The organism is Sphingobium sp. B2 (genome assembly GCF_007693735.1).
GTDB classification, from domain to species: domain Bacteria; phylum Pseudomonadota; class Alphaproteobacteria; order Sphingomonadales; family Sphingomonadaceae; genus Sphingobium; species Sphingobium xenophagum.
Genome location: NZ_VDBZ01000003.1, coordinates 79,923 through 97,567, shown reverse-complemented (window position 1 = coordinate 97,567; position 17,645 = coordinate 79,923). Strand labels below are relative to the sequence as shown.

Below are 17,645 nucleotides of genomic sequence, written 5' to 3'. Positions count from 1 at the left end.
TCGCTCGATATGTTCGATAAATCGGAAAAGATCAGAAGCGGAAATTGCTTTCCAGCCCCAGCATCAGGATCGTGCGCGCTGGGCCGGTCTGCCCGATGAAGGCACCCGGCGCGAAGGCGGAAACCGACGTGGACAATTCCCATTCCGGGCTGGCTTGCCAGGCCAGTGTTGCTTCGGCCTCCTTGCCGATGAAGCGCGCGTCCCTGTCCCCTGCCGCACGGATCAGGTTGCCGGGTATATCGTAAACGCCATCGCCCCGGCTGTAGCGCCAATAGGCCATGGCCGCGACGCTAGCGCACACGCCGCCGCCCAGATCGAAGCCGACACGCGGATTGACGCTGACGATGTTGGTCGGACCGACCGGCGATAGTTCGCCGAAATATTTGCCCTTGGGGAACAGCGCGTTGAAGGTGCCGAGATGACCATCCGCCGGATCGCGGTCGCCGCTGACAATGTTGAAGCGCAGGGTGGCGGCCGGCGAGAGCGGAAGTGTCGGGAAGTCACGACCGATCTCGGTGCCAACCGTCCAGGCGGCAATAGGCTGCCCGTCATATGCACCGAACTGATAGACAGCCTCGACATTCCAGCGCCAGTTGCCGCGCTTGCCGTGAGAACGCAGGCCGATGCTGTGCCGACGCTCGTGCCCGCTTGTCCCACCAAAACCGGCTACCCGATTGCGATAGTCCAGATAGTAAACGTCCAATCCAGGGAGCGCGGCATAAGCGCCCCTCAAGGCCTTCTTTCTGGAGGTGGCATCATCGAAACTGGCGAGGCCGGGCTGAACCGGCCTCACCGTCATCAGGCTGATAATCGCCCGGCCGATCCGCACATCGGCGCGCGCACCATCGAAGGCGAGCGGGACGTTGGGACCGTAACGTGTGCCCACGATCCTTTCCGTGCCGAGCGAAAGCATCTGCCGTCCGGCCCGCAACGTGACCGGGCCGATCTGCGCCTCCGCAAATCCCTGTAGCAAATCGACGCGGCTCTGGTCGATCGGGCCGGCGGAGGGGGCCACGCCGACGGCATAAGCTGCGATCGGCTGAACGAAGGCCCGGAGTTTGCCGACATGCAGGTCGGCATAGGGCATGGCGCGCAGCCAGAGATAGCTGTTGTTCGGCGCATCTGCCCCACCCCATAAATTGTCGCGATAGCTTTCGCTGCGGGCGCGCAGTTCGATGCCAGTGGAGAGCCAGGCATCGCCGCCCAGCGGGATATATTTGAAAGCCTCGGTCCAGCGTCCGTCGCGGTTGGCGGGATCGGCCAGCCTGCCCCAATCCTCCTCATAGCGGGTATTGGTGAGCGTGGGCGGCTGCCACGGCTCACCCGATTGCGCGAACGCAGTTGTCGCGACGCAGGCCAGCAGGAACAGCAGACTACGCACGCGCACGCCGCCGGGGCGAGAGGATGGCGACCAGCACGAACCCGCCGATCAGCCCCATATGTTCGAAAAAGGCATTGGTCGCCATGAAGCGATCCTGCCCGTCCATCCCCCAGAAGGCGTTGGCGACCATCGCCGCCAGCAGTGTGAACATGCCCAGCATCCCGGCACCCAGCCACGCCAGTCGATCGGCGAGGATGAGGACTGGGCCGACCAGCTCCACGGCGATCGTTGCGGCGGCGAAGAGCGCTGCGGGTTGCATCCCGAAATACGCCTGCTCCGCTACCGCGCCCGGCCAGTCGGCGAGCTTCATGATGCCGCCGAGCAGATAAGGGCCAGTCAGCGCAAGGCGGGCGAGGAAGGCCGTGCCGGGCCAGTCGAGCAGGACGGCGACGAAGCGGGGATTGTCGAGGGACATGGCAATTCTCCTCCGTTCGCGCGGTGTCGATCACAGCGCGTTGACGGGAATGGGTTGGCTTCCTTGGCCCCTCCCATTCCGGGGAGGGGCGCGTCAGGCGTTCAGACAGCCCAGCAGCCGCAGCCGAGCGATCCCCAGAAGCTCTGTACATCGGCGGCTGGGACGTTCGTACCCAATGCGGCGGCATGGTCGTGGCCATGGACATGGCACGACGAGGCGCAACCGCAAGCCGATGCCAGCTTCTGCGCCGTTTCGTCGCGGCGATAATGGCCGCCGAAGGTGGCGACTGGCGACCAGTCTGGCATCGCCTTGGGTGCGGGCGGTGCCAACGGGCCAAAATCGCCCTCGCCATAGACGATCTTTCCACCCAGCACGGTCAGGACCGAACGCAGATGCGCGATTTCATCCTCTGCTACCGAGAAATAATCGTCCGATAGCAGCGCGAGGTCGGCCAGTTGCCCGGTCTTGATCTGCCCCTTCTTGCCCACCTCGTTGGAGAACCATGTGTTGCGTTCCGTCCACAGCCGCAGGGCCGTTTCGCGGTCTAGCCGGTTGCGGACAGGATAGAGGGTAAGGCCGCCGACCGTTTTCGACGTTACCAGCCAGGATAGCGAGACCCATGGATTATAGCTCGCAACGCGGGTTGCGTCGGTGCCGGCGCCCACGAGTACGCCCGCTGCCATCATCTTCCTGATCGGCGGGGTGGCCTCGGCCGCTTTCGCGCCATAGCGTTCGACGAAATATTCGCCCTGGAACGCCATGCGGTGCTGCACCGCGATGCCGCCGCCCAAGACTGCGATCCGGTCGATATTGCGATCGCTGATCGTTTCGGCATGATCGAAGAACCAGTTGAGACCTGCGAGCGGAATATCCTTGTTCACCTTCTCGAACACGTCGAGCGCGCGGGATATCGTCTGGTCATAGGTGGCGTGCAGCCGCCATGGCCAGCGGCGCTCGGCCAGCAGTCGGATGACCGGCTCCAGATCGCCCTCCATCTCCGGGGCCATGTCCGGCCGGGCGACGCGGAAATCCTCGAAATCGGCAGCGGAATAGACCAGCATCTCGCCCGCGCCATTGTGACGATAGCTGTCGTCGCCGTCACCCGGCTTGATCTGCGTCGACCAGCTGGCAAAATCCTTCAGCTCTTCCTTGGGCTTCTGGGTGAAGAGGTTGTAGGCGATGCGCAGGGTAAGTTCGCCATCCTTGTGCAGCTTGTCGATGACTTCATAATCGTCGGGATAATTTTGCGACCCGCCGCCCGCATCGATGACGCTGGTCACGCCAAGTGAATTCAACTCGCGCATGAAATGCCTGGTGCTGTTGAGCTGATAATCCTGCGGCAGCTTCGGACCTTTGGCGAGCGTGGAATAGAGGATCGTCGCATTGGGCTGGGCCAGCAGCAGCCCGGTAGGATTGCCCTGCGCGTCGCGGACGATCTCGCCGCCCGGCGGGTTGGGTGTGTCCTTGGTATAGCCGACGGCGCGCAACGCAGCGGCGTTCAGCAGCGCGCGATCATAGAGGTGGAGAATGAACACCGGCGTGTCGGGCGCGGCGGCGTTGATCTCGGCGATGGTGGGCAGGCGCTTTTCGGCGAACTGATGTTCGGTAAAACCGCCGACGACGCGGACCCACTGGGGCGGTGGGGTATTTTCCGCCTGGCGCTTGAGCATCGCCATCGCCTCGGACAGGCTCGGCACGCCTTCCCAGCGCAGCTCCATATTGTAATTCAAACCGCCGCGGATGACGTGGATGTGGCTGTCGATCAGGCCAGGGATGAGGCGGCGGCCCTTCGCATCGATGACGGTCGCTCCGGCGGCCGCAGCGGCGCGAACCTCTTGCTCGCTCCCCACCGCCAGGAACTTGCCGCCCCTGATGGCGACAGCCTCGGCCATCGGATTTTCGCGGTCGAGGGTCGTGACCTTGGCGTTGATGAGGATGAGGTCGGTCGGGGTCATAGCAAAACTTTCGGTGACAGTGAGGACGGGGAGGCTGGCGGCGCTGGCAAGCGCCTGTCTGCGGGTCATCATGCATCGCGGCTCCGATTGTCGGGCAGATCGCCCAGCACATGACGGGCGCAGTCGGTCGCCACAAAGCGGGTCAGTTCGGGCAGGCTGGCCAGGCGCTTTCCGATCGGGATCAGCTGTTCGCCCAGCAATATCCCTGCCAGTCCGACCAGCGCGATAACCGGCGGAGCGGGAGAACGGACCCCCATCAGGCTATAGACGATGCCGACGATCAGCCCGGCGCCCAGCGCAAGACAATAGGCTTTCATGTCCGTTCTCCCTGGTCTTGGCTCAGGACTGGATGAAGGCGAGGATGTCAGCGTTCAGCACGTCTGCATTCACGGTCAACATGCCATGCGAATAGCCCTGGTAGATTTTGAGCGTTGCGTTCGGCAGGATTTCGGCCTGAAGCACTCCGGCGTTCCGATAAGGCACGACCTGATCGTCATCGCCATGCAGGACCAGCGTCGGCACGGTGATCGCCTTCAGATCATCGGTCTGGTCGGTCTCGGAGAAGGCCTTGATCCCTTCATAATGGGCAAGCGCGCTGCCCATCATCCCCTGACGCCACCAATTGTCGATGATAGCAGGCTTCACGTCTGCGCCTTCGCGGTTGAAGCCGTAGAAGGGACCGGCGGCGACATCGCGGAAGAATTGAGCGCGATTGGCGGCGAGGCCGGCGCGCAGGCCGTCGAACACATCCATCGGCAGGCCGCCGGGATAGCGCTCGGTCTTCAGCATGATCGGGGGCACCGCGCTTACCAGCACTGCCCTGGCGACGCGGCCCTGCGGCAAGCCGTGACGGGCGACATAGGCGGCTACTTCGCCGCCACCGGTCGAATGGCCGATATGGATGGCGTTGCGCAGGTTCAGATGCTGCGCAACTACATCGGCGTCGGCTGCATAATGGGCCATGTCATGGCCGAAATCGACTTGGGCTGAGCGGCCATGCCCGCGGCGATCATGCGCAACGACGCGATAGCCTTTCGACAGGAAGAACAACATTTGCGCGTCCCAGTCGTCCGACGAGAGCGGCCAGCCATGGTGGAACATGATGGGCTGGGCGTCCTTTCTGCCCCAGTCCTTGTAGAAGATGTCGACGCCGTCGGCGGTGGTCACGAAGTTGCTCATGGAAAATTCCTTTGCAGACATTGGGAAAGGGACGGCCCGGATTGGTCCCGGCCGTCCAGACTGGATCAGTATGCTTCGGATGCGTTGAACATCGTCTTGGCATAGGTGATCCCCAGCCCGTAGGCGCCGCCCCACTTCTTCGCGATACCGGTGGTCATGTCATAGGTTTCGGTCCGCGCCCAGTCGCGTTGCAGTTCGAGCAGATACTGGAGCGAGGTCATTGGCTTGGCGCCCAGCTGGATCATCCGCTCGACCGCGCGCTCATGCGCTTCTTCAGAGATATCGCCACAGGCGTCGGCGATGAAATATACGTCGAAGCCCTGGTCAATGGCCGAAGCGACAGGGCCGACGATGCAGACCGATGTCCACAGGCCTGCGAAGATCAAGCGCTCTTTGCCGATGCGGTTGACCTCGTCGATGACGGCAGCGTCCTCCCACGTATTCATCGACGTGCGATCGAGCAGCGTCTGGCCGGGGAAGGCGTCAGTAATCTCGCTGAACATCGGGCCGGAAAAGCTGTCGACAGCGACGGTGGTCAGGATGGTGGAGACCTTGAAGCCCGCAGCGGCGTTGGCGACCAGCGCGGCGTTGTTGCGCAGCAGTTCGGTGGAGATGGACTTGGTGGCAAAAGCCATTTGCGACTGGAAGTCGATCATGATCAGCGTATGATCATTGCCGGAAATCAGCGACTTGCCGGGGGTCGGTGTGGCGGTGAGGGTCATGACATGTCTCCGTTTTGAAGGGCAGCACCGGGTTGCTCCGGCCGTGGAAGAAGGATTAAGGCCCGGTATTGCATCGAAACAGTAGGATAAATCTGTCCCTACTTTTCTATTTTACAGAACGATGAAGGCTTGCTTTGCGCCGCTGAACGTATCGACGCCATGCATCTGCCGAGAATCGCATCTGATGCGCAATCAACATGGCTCTCAAACGTTCGTCCGTCGGCCATCCTGGCCATAGGAGAAGTGTCATGGGATTATCGGAATTTGATCCTGCGGCTCGCGAGCGAGTTTCGTGGAATGCTGGACGCAAGGTTGGCGCAAAGCGAGCGCTCAAACCTCGTCAGATTTGGGCAGTACGTTTCTTTCTTGATCAACACCGGCGGCTTCGAGATCGAGCGCTTTTTGAACTGGCTATCGATAGCAAACTGCGCGGTTGCGACCTGGTGAAAATCCGGATCAGCGACATTGTTTGCGATCGAAAAATCCGGACGAGGGCCACTGTCGTCCAGCAAAAGGCCGGTAGGCCTGTCCAGTTTGAGCTGATGGACGATGCTCGCGCCAGCCTCCTCAAATGGCTTGAATTGCGAGGTGGCTCGCTTGAGGACTATGCCTTTCCTAGCCGCACCGACCATGCCGCCCATATAAGCACACGCCAATACGCCCGCCTGGTCGATGAATGGGTCGCGGGAATTGGCTTGCCTAGCGAGGACTACGGCACCCATTCGCTGAGGCGCACGAAGGCATCAATCATCTACAAAGCGACCGGGAACCTTCGTGCTGTTCAGATACTGCTCGGGCATACGAAGATCGAAAGCATGGTCCGATATCTTGGCGTGGATGTGGAGGATGCTCTGACCTTGGCGGAAGGTACGGAAATTTAGCACTGGCTGGCTCTTTGCAAACCGGTAGCCAGCATTAACAAGTAAACGGAGTGGATCGGCATCAGCAGTGATTTAAGGGAAAGCTGTTGGTCCGCTCCTGGATGAGCAAAACCTTTCCTTAAAGGTCAGGGAAGGGTCGCTTCCTTCAACTCGCTCCCCCAATCGCCCCCGGCGTCAGGATCAGGGTGAGGAGAATGAGGGCAACGCCGACATATCCCCAGGCACCCATGCCATGCCAGGCAATCTTCAGGCTGCCGACGTCGGATCGCGACGATCTGGCCAGCCGCATTGCGTAGATCATCGTGCCGGTGACGGCCATCGCCGTCAGCAACGCGCCGAACAGGAACCAGATGACTTTGGTCCACAGGCCGCCGAAGGTGCCGAAATGCAGCGGATCGGCCATTTCGGAAATGCGCTGATGCGCGCTTAGCGTGCGTCCGTCCAGCTGCGCAACGACGCGCGACGTCGCGGGATCGACGACCACTGCATTGGCGCGATCGCGCACCAGCCAGGCGGATGACTGGCCCAGGAAGATTACGCCATTGTCGGGCGTGAAGCGGACTTCCCGAACGTCGAGCGCAGGATCGGCTCTGCGCGCTATGGCAACCAGCCGGTCCAGCGCAACGCCGGTCGGCATGGGACTTGCCTCGACGTCCGGCACTTTGGGCACCCTGGCGTTCCCGCCCAATGTCTCCACCAGATACCACAGGCCCGTGACCGCAATCAGCGCCACAAACCACAGGCTCCACAGCCCGATCAGGCGATGCAGGTCACCGGTCATCCGTCGGCCATCTCCGCCGCGCGGTGCTCGAAAGAAGCCGCGCCACCATTTCTTGTAGGTGATGATACCCGACACCAAAGATACCGCCAGCAGGAGGGCCAGCGAACAGACGATCGGTATGCCGATCTTCGTCGGCAGCATCAGGTGGCGATGGGCCTGCCGCAGGAAGCGGTGGACATTGGCCCAGCCATGCCGACCGGTGACCTTAGCCGTCCAGGGGTCGACATAGACCCGCTCCGGCGCGCCCTTGCCGCGACTGACCCAGGCCTCGACCGCGAACCAGGGGTCGATCGGCGCATAGAGGGTCTGGAGCCGGGCGTCGGGCGCGGCGCGGGCCGCCGCCTGCGCCAACGCCCCCCAGGACGCGACAGGTTCAGACCGGGGCGATACCCGCATGGCGGGCGTCGCCAGCCAGTCGATTTCATGCGCGAACACGGCGAAGGTGCCGGTCGCCAGGATGAAGGTCAGGAAGATCGACAGTTTGAGGCCAATCCAGCTATGCACCACCCACCACAGCGATCGGCCCTTTTTCACGCGCAGCTGATCCATGGTCAGAACTGAAAGCGCAGTTCGGCCAGGAATGTCCGCGGCTCGCCGGGAAAGTGCCCGCTCTGCGCAGAAAAGCCCGATGCGGCATAGACTTTGTCGAATATATTATCGACGCGCAGCATCAGTTCGGCAAAGCCAAGCCCCTTGATGATCGATGCGTCGAAGATCGTGTAGGGCTTGACGGTCTGCCCCGACAGGCTGATCCGCTTCGACACATGTTCACCGCCCACCGCAAAGGCGGCGTCGATCGTCGGCACCTGGTAGCGGGTCCAGAAGCCGACCTTATGCTTGGGCGCATTGGCGAAGCGATTGCCGACAGCATTGGTGATCGCCTGGCCCGCAATCGTGCCGGTGATCTTCGTGTCGTTATAGCCATAATTGACCAGCGCCACCCAATTGGCGGTTATGTCGGTTGACAGGTCGATCTCGAACCCCTTGCTCGTCACCTCGCCGATCGGGCGCAACTGGTCCTGGCCGTTGACGGGCGGCAGGCTGGTATCGGCCTGGAGGATATTCTTGCGCACGATGCGGTAGGCCGCCAGATTGGCCTGGAGCCTGCCGTCGAACAGGTCGGTCTTGATGCCGCCTTCGAACTGGTCGCCGGTAACAGGCGCGAAGGGACCACCGACATCGCCATTCTGGCTAGCGGCCGTCTGCGGCTCGAAACTTTGCGACCAGCTCAGATAGACGGACACATCCTTGCGCGGCTTGTAGATCGCGCCGGTGCGGAAGGTGATATCCTCATCCTCATAAGCGGCGGCGTTGACCACGCGATCCTCGAACTTGTCGTAGCGCACGCCGCCGACCAGCATGAAGGCGTCGCTCAGGCTGATCTGGTCCTGGAGATAGGCGCCCTGACGCCTGGTGCGTGTATCCGTGACGGTGAAGGGCAGCAAAGCGGCCCGCGCTACGTCACGTGCGCTGTTGGTATAGACAGGATTGCTGAGGCTGAGCGGCGTCACGCCCGCGCGCAAGATACGCGAATTGAGCACGCTCGTTTCGTCATACCAGTCCGCCCCGGTCTGGAACTTATGCTCCATCCCGAGCAGATCGACCCGCGCCGTCAGATTGGCGGAAAAGGACAGGCCATCGACATTGCGGATCTGGTCGCGAAACTCGCGCGCGACCAGATCGTCGCTACCTGCCACCAGTCCGCGCGGCTCATGATATTGCTGCGTCTCGGTCGCTTTGAAATAGCGGACACCTGCGTCGAACGTGACCCGGTCCCCGATCGCGGTGGTATACCGCGCCTGATAGGCCTGCGACTTGAGGTGTAGAAAGTCGGTGGGTTCGTTGGCATTCCAGCGAATATCGGTCAGAAAATTGCCGTCATTATCGGTCAATATGCCGCGCAGACGGTTGGCCTGAAGATCATTGTCATAGACCGTGGCCTGAAGCGTCAGCTTGCCGCCGTCGTTGGTCTTGATGGCGAGGCCGCCATCGCCGATCAGCGATACATTCTTCGTATTGCGCCGATAGGGATTCATCGCCTCGTAAAAGCCGCCGAGGCGGTAAGTGACGATTCCGTCCTTATCCACCGGGCCGGTCGCTTCAGCCGATATACCGCGACGATCATAATTGCCCGCCGTCGCCACCAGATGCATGGCGCTAGTGTCGCCGGGCATCTTCGACACATAATTGATGATGCCGCCGGGCGAACCGGGACCAAAGAAAAGCCCAGCCGGTCCCTTCAGCACCTCTACCCGTTCGATATTGAACAGCTGCGGCACGGAAAAGCCGATGAACGGATTGCCACGCATCCCGTCGTAGAAGGACTGGTCCTGGCGAAAGCCGCGGAAGGTGACGCCCGCATAGCTGAAGAAACTGACGCCAGAAATATTGCGATAGATGTCGGTCGCGTCGCGCGCACCCTGATCGGCAAACAGATCCTTGTTGATCACCTGCAAGGCCTGCGGAATGTCGAGCGGATCTTCGGCGCTTTTTCCGACGGTGGTGGTTTCTGTGCGGTAGAGGCGCTGGGCGCGGCCGGTTACGATGATCTGATCGCTCTCGGCCGTGCCCCCATCCGGCGCCAACGCGGGGGCGTCCTGCGCGGAAGCCACCGACGCGCAGAAAGAAACAGACACAAACAGCGCCGCGCGGAATATGGACAAGATAACCCCCTTATCGGCTTCGCTAATGATAGTGATTTGCGATAGAGAGTTTGAATGGTCAAGGCAAGCCGCCAAATTCTATTCTCGCTATTCACGATAGCGTGAGACAAACACGGCGCTAAGCTGGCAGCCTGTTAAGAGCGGACCTTCCGCACGCGGGATCGCTCATTTCGACGCTGAACGGCAAAGAAGAGTCGTTTTTTATGGGCAAAGTCTGGGACTTTTCAACCTTTCGCGAAAGTTACGATGAACGACGTGCTTCGCTAGAACCCGCCGTTCGAACGAACTTAGCTTTGTACGGAGTGAAGGGCGGTTAGCTTATCGTCATTGCCGGTGATCACACTCATGCTGCCATCCGTCTCAAGCACGACTGCTGCCACGGCATCGAGACGCCCGTGTCCCGCATTGCGCACCGCCGCATCGACCTCATCGGCAGTCACGCGCTCCTGTGCCATGGCGCTGTGCAAATATTCGCCGTTTCTAAATAATAAGCGGGGTTCGGCGCGGATCAGTCCCCGGAACCAGCGGCTCGATATTGAAACACGCGCGACCATCCATTGCAGTCCAGCAAGCATGCTGAAAGCCAAAACCCCCTCTGCCAGTTTGACGTCCTTGCTGAGAAGCACGGTCGCTAAAGTAGACCCGAGCGCGACGGTTACGACCAGATCGAACGCGTTGAGCTTGGCAAGCGATCTTTTGCCCGCAACTCGCAAGATGATGATAAGAGCGGGATAAGCCAGAAGCGAGACCGTCGCTACGCGGAGCAGCCCATAAAGATCCTCGAAAAACATGATAGGTGAACGTCGCCGGACGCCTTCGGTTTCCCTTTACTCCGCGTCATACTTGCCGGTGAAGGGAGCGCTCACGATCAGTACCATCAGCACTCCGGCGGCCAACACAGCTGCCAGCCACAGCAAGCCGACACCGCATATGAGGCCGATCGCGCCCGCGGCCCATATCGAAGCAGCCGAGCCCGCACCCTTCACATAGCTGTCTTCACGGAACATCGCGCCGGCACCGAGGAAGCCGATGCCTGTGATCACGCCCGAGAACACACGGCTCAGCCCCAGGTCGACATCCGGCCCGGAGGTTCGCGCAGCAAGTTCCATGATGGACAACGAAAGCGAACAGGCAGCTAGAGCAACGATCATGAATGGACGAAAATCAATCGGCTTTCGTCGAAGGAAGCGGTCAAGACCGATCAGCAATGGCAAGAGAACCGACGCGCCGATACGAAGCAGCGCTTCGGCCCAGGAGATATGGATGGGCGAGAAAGTGCCTGCCTCCATCAGCCGATAACCTCTGGGGCGCGATCAGGTTTCCCTGCCGACGATCTTCGATCAACCCAGTGCGCAAGATACGATGCTCGCACGCTTTCCAGATCAGCGCTTGACGTCATCGCGGCCTCGCGGCGGCTCAGCGCATCTGCCGCGCGGACTGCCAGCAAGCCGAACGCCGCCGGCGCTGCGGCAGCGATTTCGGCCAGGGACTTTTGAAGCCTGATGGCTACCTCTACGACTCCTGCGCCATCGCGAGCAATGGGGCGGAATAGGTCATCGAGAAGGCCGGCAATGCTGAGGTCCGGCAGCCGCACGAGATCACGGCCCAACACTTCCGCCGTGCCGCCGCTCAGCAATGCAGTCATTACCCCGACGCCCGACCCCAGAACGGCGATACCTGTTCCCGGGTCGTTCACAGCAGGCGACAATGCCCGTGACGCAATCTCCGATAGCACGACGAGGCCCAGTTGTGGATCGTGATCGAACTGGCGACGATGATACAGGGTAAATGCTGCACGGATGTCATGATCGCAATCCGAATCCTCGTGATCCAGCCGGACGATCTCCCGGCTGGCGGATACGAATGCTCCTGGCATTAAGCGCATCTCGATCGCGCAATCGAGACGGCAGGCAATTTCGTCGAGTGCCTTCATGTCGATATGGGTGACATAGCCGGTTTCATTGGCGAAAACCGCCCGCGTGCGAGCGGTACGGATTGCTGTTCGCGGTACAGCGGCGACTCCAAAACCGGATCGCTCTATCGAAGCCTTTGCCACCTTTTCGACGCGGTCTATCGTGTTGCCAACCTGACCAAAGCTGGAAAGGTGCCCAATCCAGCGCAGTAGCGTGATGATGACGATGACCAGGATCGTGCCGATGAACAAGATGACCCGGCCCGATTTCCCATGAATACCTGTCGATAGCGCGCAGATGCCAACGATGGAGAACAGAAACGCCCCGATGAATGTCGACAGGGCATTTTGCGCAGTCGAATCCTCAACCAAGAGCTGGGTCGCGCGCGGAGTAATGGCGCCACGGGCGGCAGAGTAGGCGGAAACCATAGCTGTAAGCGAAAAGGTCATTACCGCCAGCATCGACGAAGCAAGAATGCCGAGGATGTTGTCGACTGCGTCGGAGCCGATCTTGGTGCTGATGTCATAAGGAATAAAAGGCGCAACGAATGCCGCCAACAATGCCAACGCGACCGAGGATAGAGAGAACAGGGCTGCGCGAAACCATATCCGGCGGAGCAGCAGTCGTGCTACCCAGCGCCAGCGCGAGGCCATCCCCGTGACGTGCGTCGCGACCTCACTCATGGCGCGATAGCCTCACTGCATCCCAGGGGCGTATGCGTTCGGTGATAACAGCGATTTCGGGCAGCTGGCGTGTCATGGTCTTTCCCGTTTTTTTGGTACCGGCGAACGGCGCTTCACAGTCGATCAGGTTTCACCACGGCGCGATGGCGAGATGTGAATCACATCATCCGGTGGCGTAGATTAAGCAGCACGACCGAAGTACCCGCGACCATCAGCGCGATGATCAGCGTTGAGAACATAATCAGCTGAAGGTCTTCGCGTGCAGATTTCCGCAGGCTGACATGCAGGAAGCAGCGGAAATGGACCACGACTTGCAGCAGTGCGAGACCAAGGATGGTGCGGAGCGTCGTGGCGGCATTGAACGGTGCCCAGTGTACAAGAGCGAAGGAGCACACTGTCAGCACGAGCGCGGTGACGTAGCCGATGCCATAAGTGACAATCTCGGCAGCCGGGCCGCTGTTGGGATCGCTCATCGTGCCAGCCCCTGAAGATAGACCAGCGAGAATATCGCGATCCAGACAATGTCGAGGAAGTGCCAAAACAGACCCAGGCGCAGCATGTTGATCTTTATCCGTGGATCGCGACCGAAGACAGAAATTTGCACCATCATCACCACGATCCAAAGGCACCCGGCCAGGACGTGCACGCCGTGCAGCGATACCAGCGCAAAGAAGGACGATAGAAAGCCACTCCGGCTTGGCACTGCGCCGTTGGCAATCATGGTCGCAAAATCATGGAGCTCCATCGCGAGAAAAATGAGGCCGAGGGCCAGCGTTACTGCAAGCCACGCCATGAGCGGACGGACCCCGCGCGAATGTTTCAGCGTAATCGACGCCATGCCGAAGGTGAGGCTGCTGGTGAGCAGGATGACCGTTTCGATAAAGGCTGGAACGATCTTATAGACGTCGGCAGGTTCCGGGCCCCAGGAGGTTCCTGCTAGCATCACGCCATATGTCGCGAACAGCAACGCAAAGATCACTGCGTCACTCATCAGGAATATCCAGAAGCCGAAAACGTCATGCCCGGCCTGCGCGTGCGTCGATGCGTCGGTCTCGCCGAGATTAAGTCCGGGATGGCCGGCCCGCCGCGCGCTCATGCCGGAATGTGCGCCAGGCCGCGGTTGACCGACATCGTTTCGAGCTCGCGCGGGCATGACGCAACCCCTGCCAATGTGTCGTGCCAATCCGTCTCGATCCGCGCGACTGCTTCGGCTGGGATTATGCGGTTTACGTCGCGGATGAAGCTGCGCGCGATTACCGTCGCGACCACCGCGATCGACCCCACCACGGCAAGCCACCAGATATGCCAGACGAGGGCAAAGGCTGTCGCAGCGCCGAGGCCGCCCAATATCGGACCCACGGCGCTGTTTCGGGGCATCTCGATGGATTTATAAGGCCCTGGCGCGAAATAGGGGTGATCCTTGCGCTTTCCGTCGAAGAACGGATCGCGCCCGGCGACATGGGGTATCACCGCAAAATTATACTCCGGCGGCGGCGCTGATACCGACCATTCGAGCCCGCGCCCGTCCCACGGATCACCCACCGGCACGCTGTTCGCGTCCCGCTGCCGCACGCTCACCCAAAGCTGCACAAACAACGTGACCAAAGCGGCAAGCAACATCAGCGCGCCGACTCCAGCGACATAGAGCCACGGCCGGAATGCGGGCTCCAGCACTTCGCTTGCGCGCCGCGTCATGCCAGCTGCCCCGAGCACGTAAAGCGGCATGAACGCCAGATAAAAACCTGCCACCCAGCATCCGAACGACACCCGGCCCCAGCGTTCGTCGAGCCGGAAGCCGAATGCTTTGGGGAACCAGTAGTGGTAGCCCGCGAGCAGGCCATACAGCAGTCCCGGAATCAGCATGTTGTGAAAGTGTGCGACCAGAAACAGTGTGTTGTGGACGAGATAGTCGAGTGGTGGGAACGCCAGGATGATGCCGGTCAATCCGCCGAGTACGAAGGTCATCATGAACGCCAGCGCATAGAGCATCGGCACGGTAAAGCGCACCTCGCCCCGGAACATCGTCCATATCCAGTTGTAGATTTTGACGCCCGTCGGCACGCCGATGGCCATGGTCGCGATGCCGAAGACAGCGTTGACGTTCGCACTCTGCCCCATGGTGAAGAAATGATGGACCCAGACCGTGAACGACAGCACTGAAATTGCGATCGTGGCAATCGCGAGGGACGTGTAGCCGTACAGCTCTTTGGACGAAAAGGTCGAGACCACTTCCGAATAAATGCCGAATGCCGGCAGGATCAGGACATAGACCTCGGGGTGCCCGAACAGCCAGAACAGGTTGGCGTAATTCATCATGTTGCCACCAAGGTCATTGGTGAAGAAATGAAACCCCAGATAGCGGTCGAGCGCGAGCAGCGCAGTCGCCACGGTCAGTGCCGGCATCGAGAAGATCATCAGGATGCTGGTGCACAGCGACGTCCACACGAACAACGGCATCCGCATCGCGGTCATACCCGGACAGCGTTTTTTGTAGATGGTCGTGACGAAGTTGAGCCCGGTCAGCGTCGATCCTATCGAGCCGAGCGTGATTGCCCAAATCCAGTAATCGGGACCAACGCCTGGATTGAAGGCGAGCTCGGTGAAGGGCGGATAGCCGCTCCACCCGCCGGTCGAGAAACGGCCAACGACTAGTGACGCCATCATCAGTGCAGCAGCACCGCCAGTCAGCCACAGGCTGATTGAATTGAGCAGCGGAAAGGATACGTCACGCGCGCCGATCTGGAGCGGAAGAACATAATTGATGATGCCGGTCAGGAACGGCATCGCCATGAAAAAGATCATGATGGTGCCGTGAGTGCTGAACAATTGGGCGAAGTGCTCAGGATCAACGACGCCGGGAGCTTGTATGGCCGTCGCCTGCTGAACGCGCATAAGCACGGCTTCGGCAAGCGCACGTGACAGCATCACAAAGGATAGTAGCACATACATAATCCCGATCTTCTTGTGATCGAGGCTGGTGAACCACTCGCGCCACAGATATCGCCACTTTTCGAGCACGGTGATCATCGCCACGACCGCCACTGCGCCGACCACCACCAACGCCGCCGCACCCGCACCAATGAATTCGCTGAGCGACGGATTCTGCCAGGCGCGCACAAACGCCAGCGACTGCCAGTCGAGACCGCCGAGCAGAGCGGGCCGGATTCCGCCTGTCATCTCCGCGCCGCCGCTATCGACATCCGGCTGCGGTCAAGGATGCGACCGAACACGCCATCTGGGACCGCGGAATAATAGGCTGACTTGGGAAGCATCGACGGCTTGAACAAGTGGTCATAGTCTGCTCCATCAAATGCGCTGGCCTGCGTTTGCATGCGCTCTACCCAATGCTGATAGTCTGCTGGCGGCAAAGCCACGACGTCGAACTTCTGTCGCGCAAAGCCTTGGCCATTATATTGCGAGTTCTCACCCCGGTAGACGCCGGGCTTGCTCGCCGCGAGGTTGAGTTCGGTCCGCATCCCCGCCATCGCATACACTTGGCCGGCGAGCCTTGGAACGAACAGCGATTGCATGACGGTGCCGCTGGTCAGCTCAATGCGGATCGGCCGCCCTGCCGGTATCGGCATGCGGTTGATTGTCGCGATATGAGCGTCGGGGTAGATGAATAGCCATTTCCAGTCGAGCGCGACCGCCTGGATAATCATGGGCGATTGGGAGGATGAAATGGCCCGATAGGGATCCAGCCGGTGGGTCGATTGCCACAGCAATATCCCAAGTCCGGCCACGATTGCGGTGGGCGGAATCCAGATCAAAAATTCGAGCGGCCAGGCAAAATTCCACTCGGGCCTGAACGCGCTTTCTGTGTTGGAACGGCGATAATGCCATGCGATGATCGGGGCGAGTAGCAGCACCGGCCCGCCGACGAATATCAGCACGATGGCGACCACCGTATAGAGATTCCATTCTGCTTCGGCGATGGGTCCTGCCGCATTCATCGCGCCGAGCTTAAACGCGGCGCAACCACCAAGGGCGAGAAGCGGGCCAGATGCCGCAATTCTGCTTGCCAACGTCATCATCGTCCGGCTCCGCGATTCTTGTCGGATTCGGATGAACCCACAGTGTACCGGGTCGACTCCTGTGCGCTGGCTTTCCTGTTCGCCCTTGCAGCCAGCGCATCCTCCGATCTTTCCGGCCTTATGTATATCGAAGATAATTCCGTGAATTCTTCGCGAAGGCGCGCCTCGATCCGCTCAATCAGCGCTTCGCCCTCACCCATTGTAAGCGCATCGTCGAAATCAGCGCTAATCGCGACGAACACGGAATCCGGGGCTGTGTGGATCGTGCGGACATGGTTCACTGCTGTCAACCCGGCGCTACCTGCAACGAGCGTTCGCACCCGTTCCACGACCTGCGGGTCCGCGCGTTCCCCCATAAGAAGACCCTTGGCTTCTCGCGCCAACAGCACGGCAACAGCAGCGAGAATGACCCCTATCACAATGGATGCAACGCCATCGATCCGCGGATCGCGCCAGGCATGGCTCGCCCACACACCGGCAGCCGCCACTAACAAGCCAGCGAGAGCCGCCGAATCTTCGAACAGGACGATGAACGCTGCCGGGTCCTTCGATTGCTTCACCGCCTCCCACCAACCTAAATCGCCCTTGACGCTGGCAAATTCCTTGACTGCAACGGTCCACGATGTGCCCTCGAGCAGCGTCGCGATGGCCAAAACGACATAGTTGACGGTGGGATCGCTAAGCGGCTCGGGCGCGCGAATATGCTGCCAGCCTTCATAGACCGAAATGCCCGCGCCAAGCGCGAAACTGAGGATCGCGACCACGAACGCCCAGAAATAAAGCTCCCGCCCATAGCCGAACGGATGCCGCATGTCCGACGGTCGCTTGGCGCGATGCTGGCCGTAGAGCAGGAGTATCTGATTGCCGCTGTCGACGAGAGAGTGAACACCCTCGGAGAGCATTGACGAGGATCCGGTAATTCCCGCAGCGAGGAACTTCGCGATCGCGATGCCGACATTTGCAACAAGCGCGCAAATCAGCACGATGTTGGCCCGAATGCTGCTGCGCACGCCTGTTTCGCTTGCCCTTTCGGTCATT

17 protein-coding genes are annotated in these 17,645 nt (G+C 60.6%); 1 reads left to right on the top strand and 16 read right to left on the bottom strand.

All coding sequences use genetic code 11. From position 1 onward, the window contains the following. Nucleotides 1-31: 31 nt before the first annotated feature. The 6 genes from FE851_RS18780 to FE851_RS18755 all read right to left on the bottom strand — a co-directional run bounded on the left by FE851_RS18780 (nt 32) and on the right by FE851_RS18755 (nt 5,652). A complete protein-coding gene (locus FE851_RS18780; protein WP_145206602.1) occupies nt 32-1,372 on the bottom strand; it encodes an alginate export family protein in 1,341 nt (446 codons plus the stop codon). A gap of 1 nt (nt 1,373) precedes the next feature. Beyond that, nucleotides 1,374-1,796, bottom strand: coding sequence for a DoxX family protein (locus FE851_RS18775; protein WP_145205885.1), 423 nt, complete (start codon nt 1,794-1,796; stop codon nt 1,374-1,376). A gap of 101 nt (nt 1,797-1,897) precedes the next feature. Next, nucleotides 1,898-3,823: an amidohydrolase gene (locus FE851_RS18770; RefSeq protein ID WP_145205883.1), complete on the bottom strand. Its 1,926-nt coding sequence runs from the start codon at nt 3,821-3,823 to the stop codon at nt 1,898-1,900. Further along, nucleotides 3,820-4,068, bottom strand: a complete 249-nt coding sequence (locus FE851_RS18765) for a DUF1427 family protein (RefSeq protein ID WP_107125252.1) — start codon at nt 4,066-4,068, stop codon at nt 3,820-3,822. The genes FE851_RS18770 and FE851_RS18765 overlap by 4 nt, the downstream gene beginning before the upstream one ends. Nucleotides 4,069-4,090: 22 nt before the next feature. Beyond that, a complete protein-coding gene (locus tag FE851_RS18760; RefSeq protein WP_107125285.1) occupies nt 4,091-4,930 on the bottom strand; it encodes an alpha/beta fold hydrolase in 840 nt (279 codons plus the stop codon). Between the two features lie 65 nt (nt 4,931-4,995). Beyond that, entirely contained in the window at nt 4,996-5,652 is a 657-nt protein-coding gene (locus FE851_RS18755; protein ID WP_145205880.1) for an isochorismatase family protein, read from the bottom strand. Nucleotides 5,653-5,900: 248 nt separating this feature from the next. Between FE851_RS18755 and FE851_RS18750 the strand changes: the two genes are divergently transcribed. Then, nucleotides 5,901-6,533, top strand: a complete 633-nt coding sequence (locus tag FE851_RS18750; RefSeq protein WP_107125250.1) for a tyrosine-type recombinase/integrase — start codon at nt 5,901-5,903, stop codon at nt 6,531-6,533. A 145-nt stretch (nt 6,534-6,678) separates the two neighbouring features. On the opposite strand, the gene FE851_RS18745 is transcribed toward FE851_RS18750, so the two are convergent. From FE851_RS18745 to FE851_RS18700, 10 genes are all read right to left on the bottom strand, one after another. Continuing rightward, complete coding sequence (locus FE851_RS18745) at nt 6,679-7,848, bottom strand: PepSY-associated TM helix domain-containing protein (RefSeq protein WP_261371077.1); 1,170 nt, start codon at nt 7,846-7,848, stop codon at nt 6,679-6,681. Between the two features lie 17 nt (nt 7,849-7,865). Beyond that, the gene (locus FE851_RS18740; protein ID WP_145205877.1) at nt 7,866-9,977 is read right to left on the bottom strand and encodes a TonB-dependent siderophore receptor; all 2,112 of its coding nucleotides are present in this window, start codon (nt 9,975-9,977) and stop codon (nt 7,866-7,868) included. 287 nt (nt 9,978-10,264) lie between these two features. Then, nucleotides 10,265-10,768, bottom strand: a complete 504-nt coding sequence (locus FE851_RS18735; RefSeq protein WP_107126042.1) for a DUF421 domain-containing protein — start codon at nt 10,766-10,768, stop codon at nt 10,265-10,267. 36 nt (nt 10,769-10,804) lie between these two features. Next, entirely contained in the window at nt 10,805-11,266 is a 462-nt protein-coding gene (locus FE851_RS18730) for an MgtC/SapB family protein (RefSeq protein ID WP_107126041.1), read from the bottom strand. Further along, nucleotides 11,266-12,573, bottom strand: a complete 1,308-nt coding sequence (locus tag FE851_RS18725) for a DUF2254 domain-containing protein (RefSeq protein ID WP_261371076.1) — start codon at nt 12,571-12,573, stop codon at nt 11,266-11,268. Before FE851_RS18725 ends, FE851_RS18730 begins: the two co-directional genes overlap by 1 nt. A 158-nt stretch (nt 12,574-12,731) precedes the next feature. Further along, nucleotides 12,732-13,046 carry a cytochrome o ubiquinol/quinol oxidase subunit IV gene (locus FE851_RS18720; protein ID WP_145205874.1) on the bottom strand — a complete coding sequence of 105 codons (315 nt, stop codon included), beginning with the start codon at nt 13,044-13,046 and terminating at the stop codon, nt 12,732-12,734. After that, the gene (locus tag FE851_RS18715) at nt 13,043-13,669 is read right to left on the bottom strand and encodes a cytochrome c oxidase subunit 3 (protein WP_145205870.1); all 627 of its coding nucleotides are present in this window, start codon (nt 13,667-13,669) and stop codon (nt 13,043-13,045) included. The genes FE851_RS18720 and FE851_RS18715 overlap by 4 nt, the downstream gene beginning before the upstream one ends. Next, entirely contained in the window at nt 13,666-15,750 is a 2,085-nt protein-coding gene (locus FE851_RS18710; RefSeq protein ID WP_145205867.1) for a cbb3-type cytochrome c oxidase subunit I, read from the bottom strand. Before FE851_RS18710 ends, FE851_RS18715 begins: the two co-directional genes overlap by 4 nt. Beyond that, nucleotides 15,747-16,607 carry a cytochrome ubiquinol oxidase subunit II gene (locus FE851_RS18705; protein WP_261371075.1) on the bottom strand — a complete coding sequence of 287 codons (861 nt, stop codon included), beginning with the start codon at nt 16,605-16,607 and terminating at the stop codon, nt 15,747-15,749. Before FE851_RS18705 ends, FE851_RS18710 begins: the two co-directional genes overlap by 4 nt. Further along, a complete protein-coding gene (locus FE851_RS18700) occupies nt 16,604-17,644 on the bottom strand; it encodes a cation diffusion facilitator family transporter (RefSeq protein WP_145205864.1) in 1,041 nt (346 codons plus the stop codon). The genes FE851_RS18705 and FE851_RS18700 overlap by 4 nt, the downstream gene beginning before the upstream one ends. Between the last annotated feature and the right edge of the window lies 1 nt (nt 17,645).

Coding starts and splice junctions, on each gene's coding strand:
- FE851_RS18775 (WP_145205885.1), bottom strand. CDS start 1,796: ATGTCCCTCGACAATCCCCGCTTCGTCGCCGTCCTGCTCGACTGGCCC.
- FE851_RS18770 (WP_145205883.1), bottom strand. CDS start 3,823: ATGATGACCCGCAGACAGGCGCTTGCCAGCGCCGCCAGCCTCCCCGTC.
- FE851_RS18765 (WP_107125252.1), bottom strand. CDS start 4,068: ATGAAAGCCTATTGTCTTGCGCTGGGCGCCGGGCTGATCGTCGGCATC.
- FE851_RS18760 (WP_107125285.1), bottom strand. CDS start 4,930: ATGAGCAACTTCGTGACCACCGCCGACGGCGTCGACATCTTCTACAAG.
- FE851_RS18755 (WP_145205880.1), bottom strand. CDS start 5,652: ATGACCCTCACCGCCACACCGACCCCCGGCAAGTCGCTGATTTCCGGC.
- FE851_RS18750 (WP_107125250.1), top strand. CDS start 5,901: ATGGGATTATCGGAATTTGATCCTGCGGCTCGCGAGCGAGTTTCGTGG.
- FE851_RS18735 (WP_107126042.1), bottom strand. CDS start 10,768: ATGTTTTTCGAGGATCTTTATGGGCTGCTCCGCGTAGCGACGGTCTCG.
- FE851_RS18730 (WP_107126041.1), bottom strand. CDS start 11,266: ATGGAGGCAGGCACTTTCTCGCCCATCCATATCTCCTGGGCCGAAGCG.
- FE851_RS18725 (WP_261371076.1), bottom strand. CDS start 12,573: ATGAGTGAGGTCGCGACGCACGTCACGGGGATGGCCTCGCGCTGGCGC.
- FE851_RS18720 (WP_145205874.1), bottom strand. CDS start 13,046: ATGAGCGATCCCAACAGCGGCCCGGCTGCCGAGATTGTCACTTATGGC.
- FE851_RS18715 (WP_145205870.1), bottom strand. CDS start 13,669: ATGAGCGCGCGGCGGGCCGGCCATCCCGGACTTAATCTCGGCGAGACC.
- FE851_RS18710 (WP_145205867.1), bottom strand. CDS start 15,750: ATGACAGGCGGAATCCGGCCCGCTCTGCTCGGCGGTCTCGACTGGCAG.
- FE851_RS18705 (WP_261371075.1), bottom strand. CDS start 16,607: ATGATGACGTTGGCAAGCAGAATTGCGGCATCTGGCCCGCTTCTCGCC.
- FE851_RS18700 (WP_145205864.1), bottom strand. CDS start 17,644: ATGACCGAAAGGGCAAGCGAAACAGGCGTGCGCAGCAGCATTCGGGCC.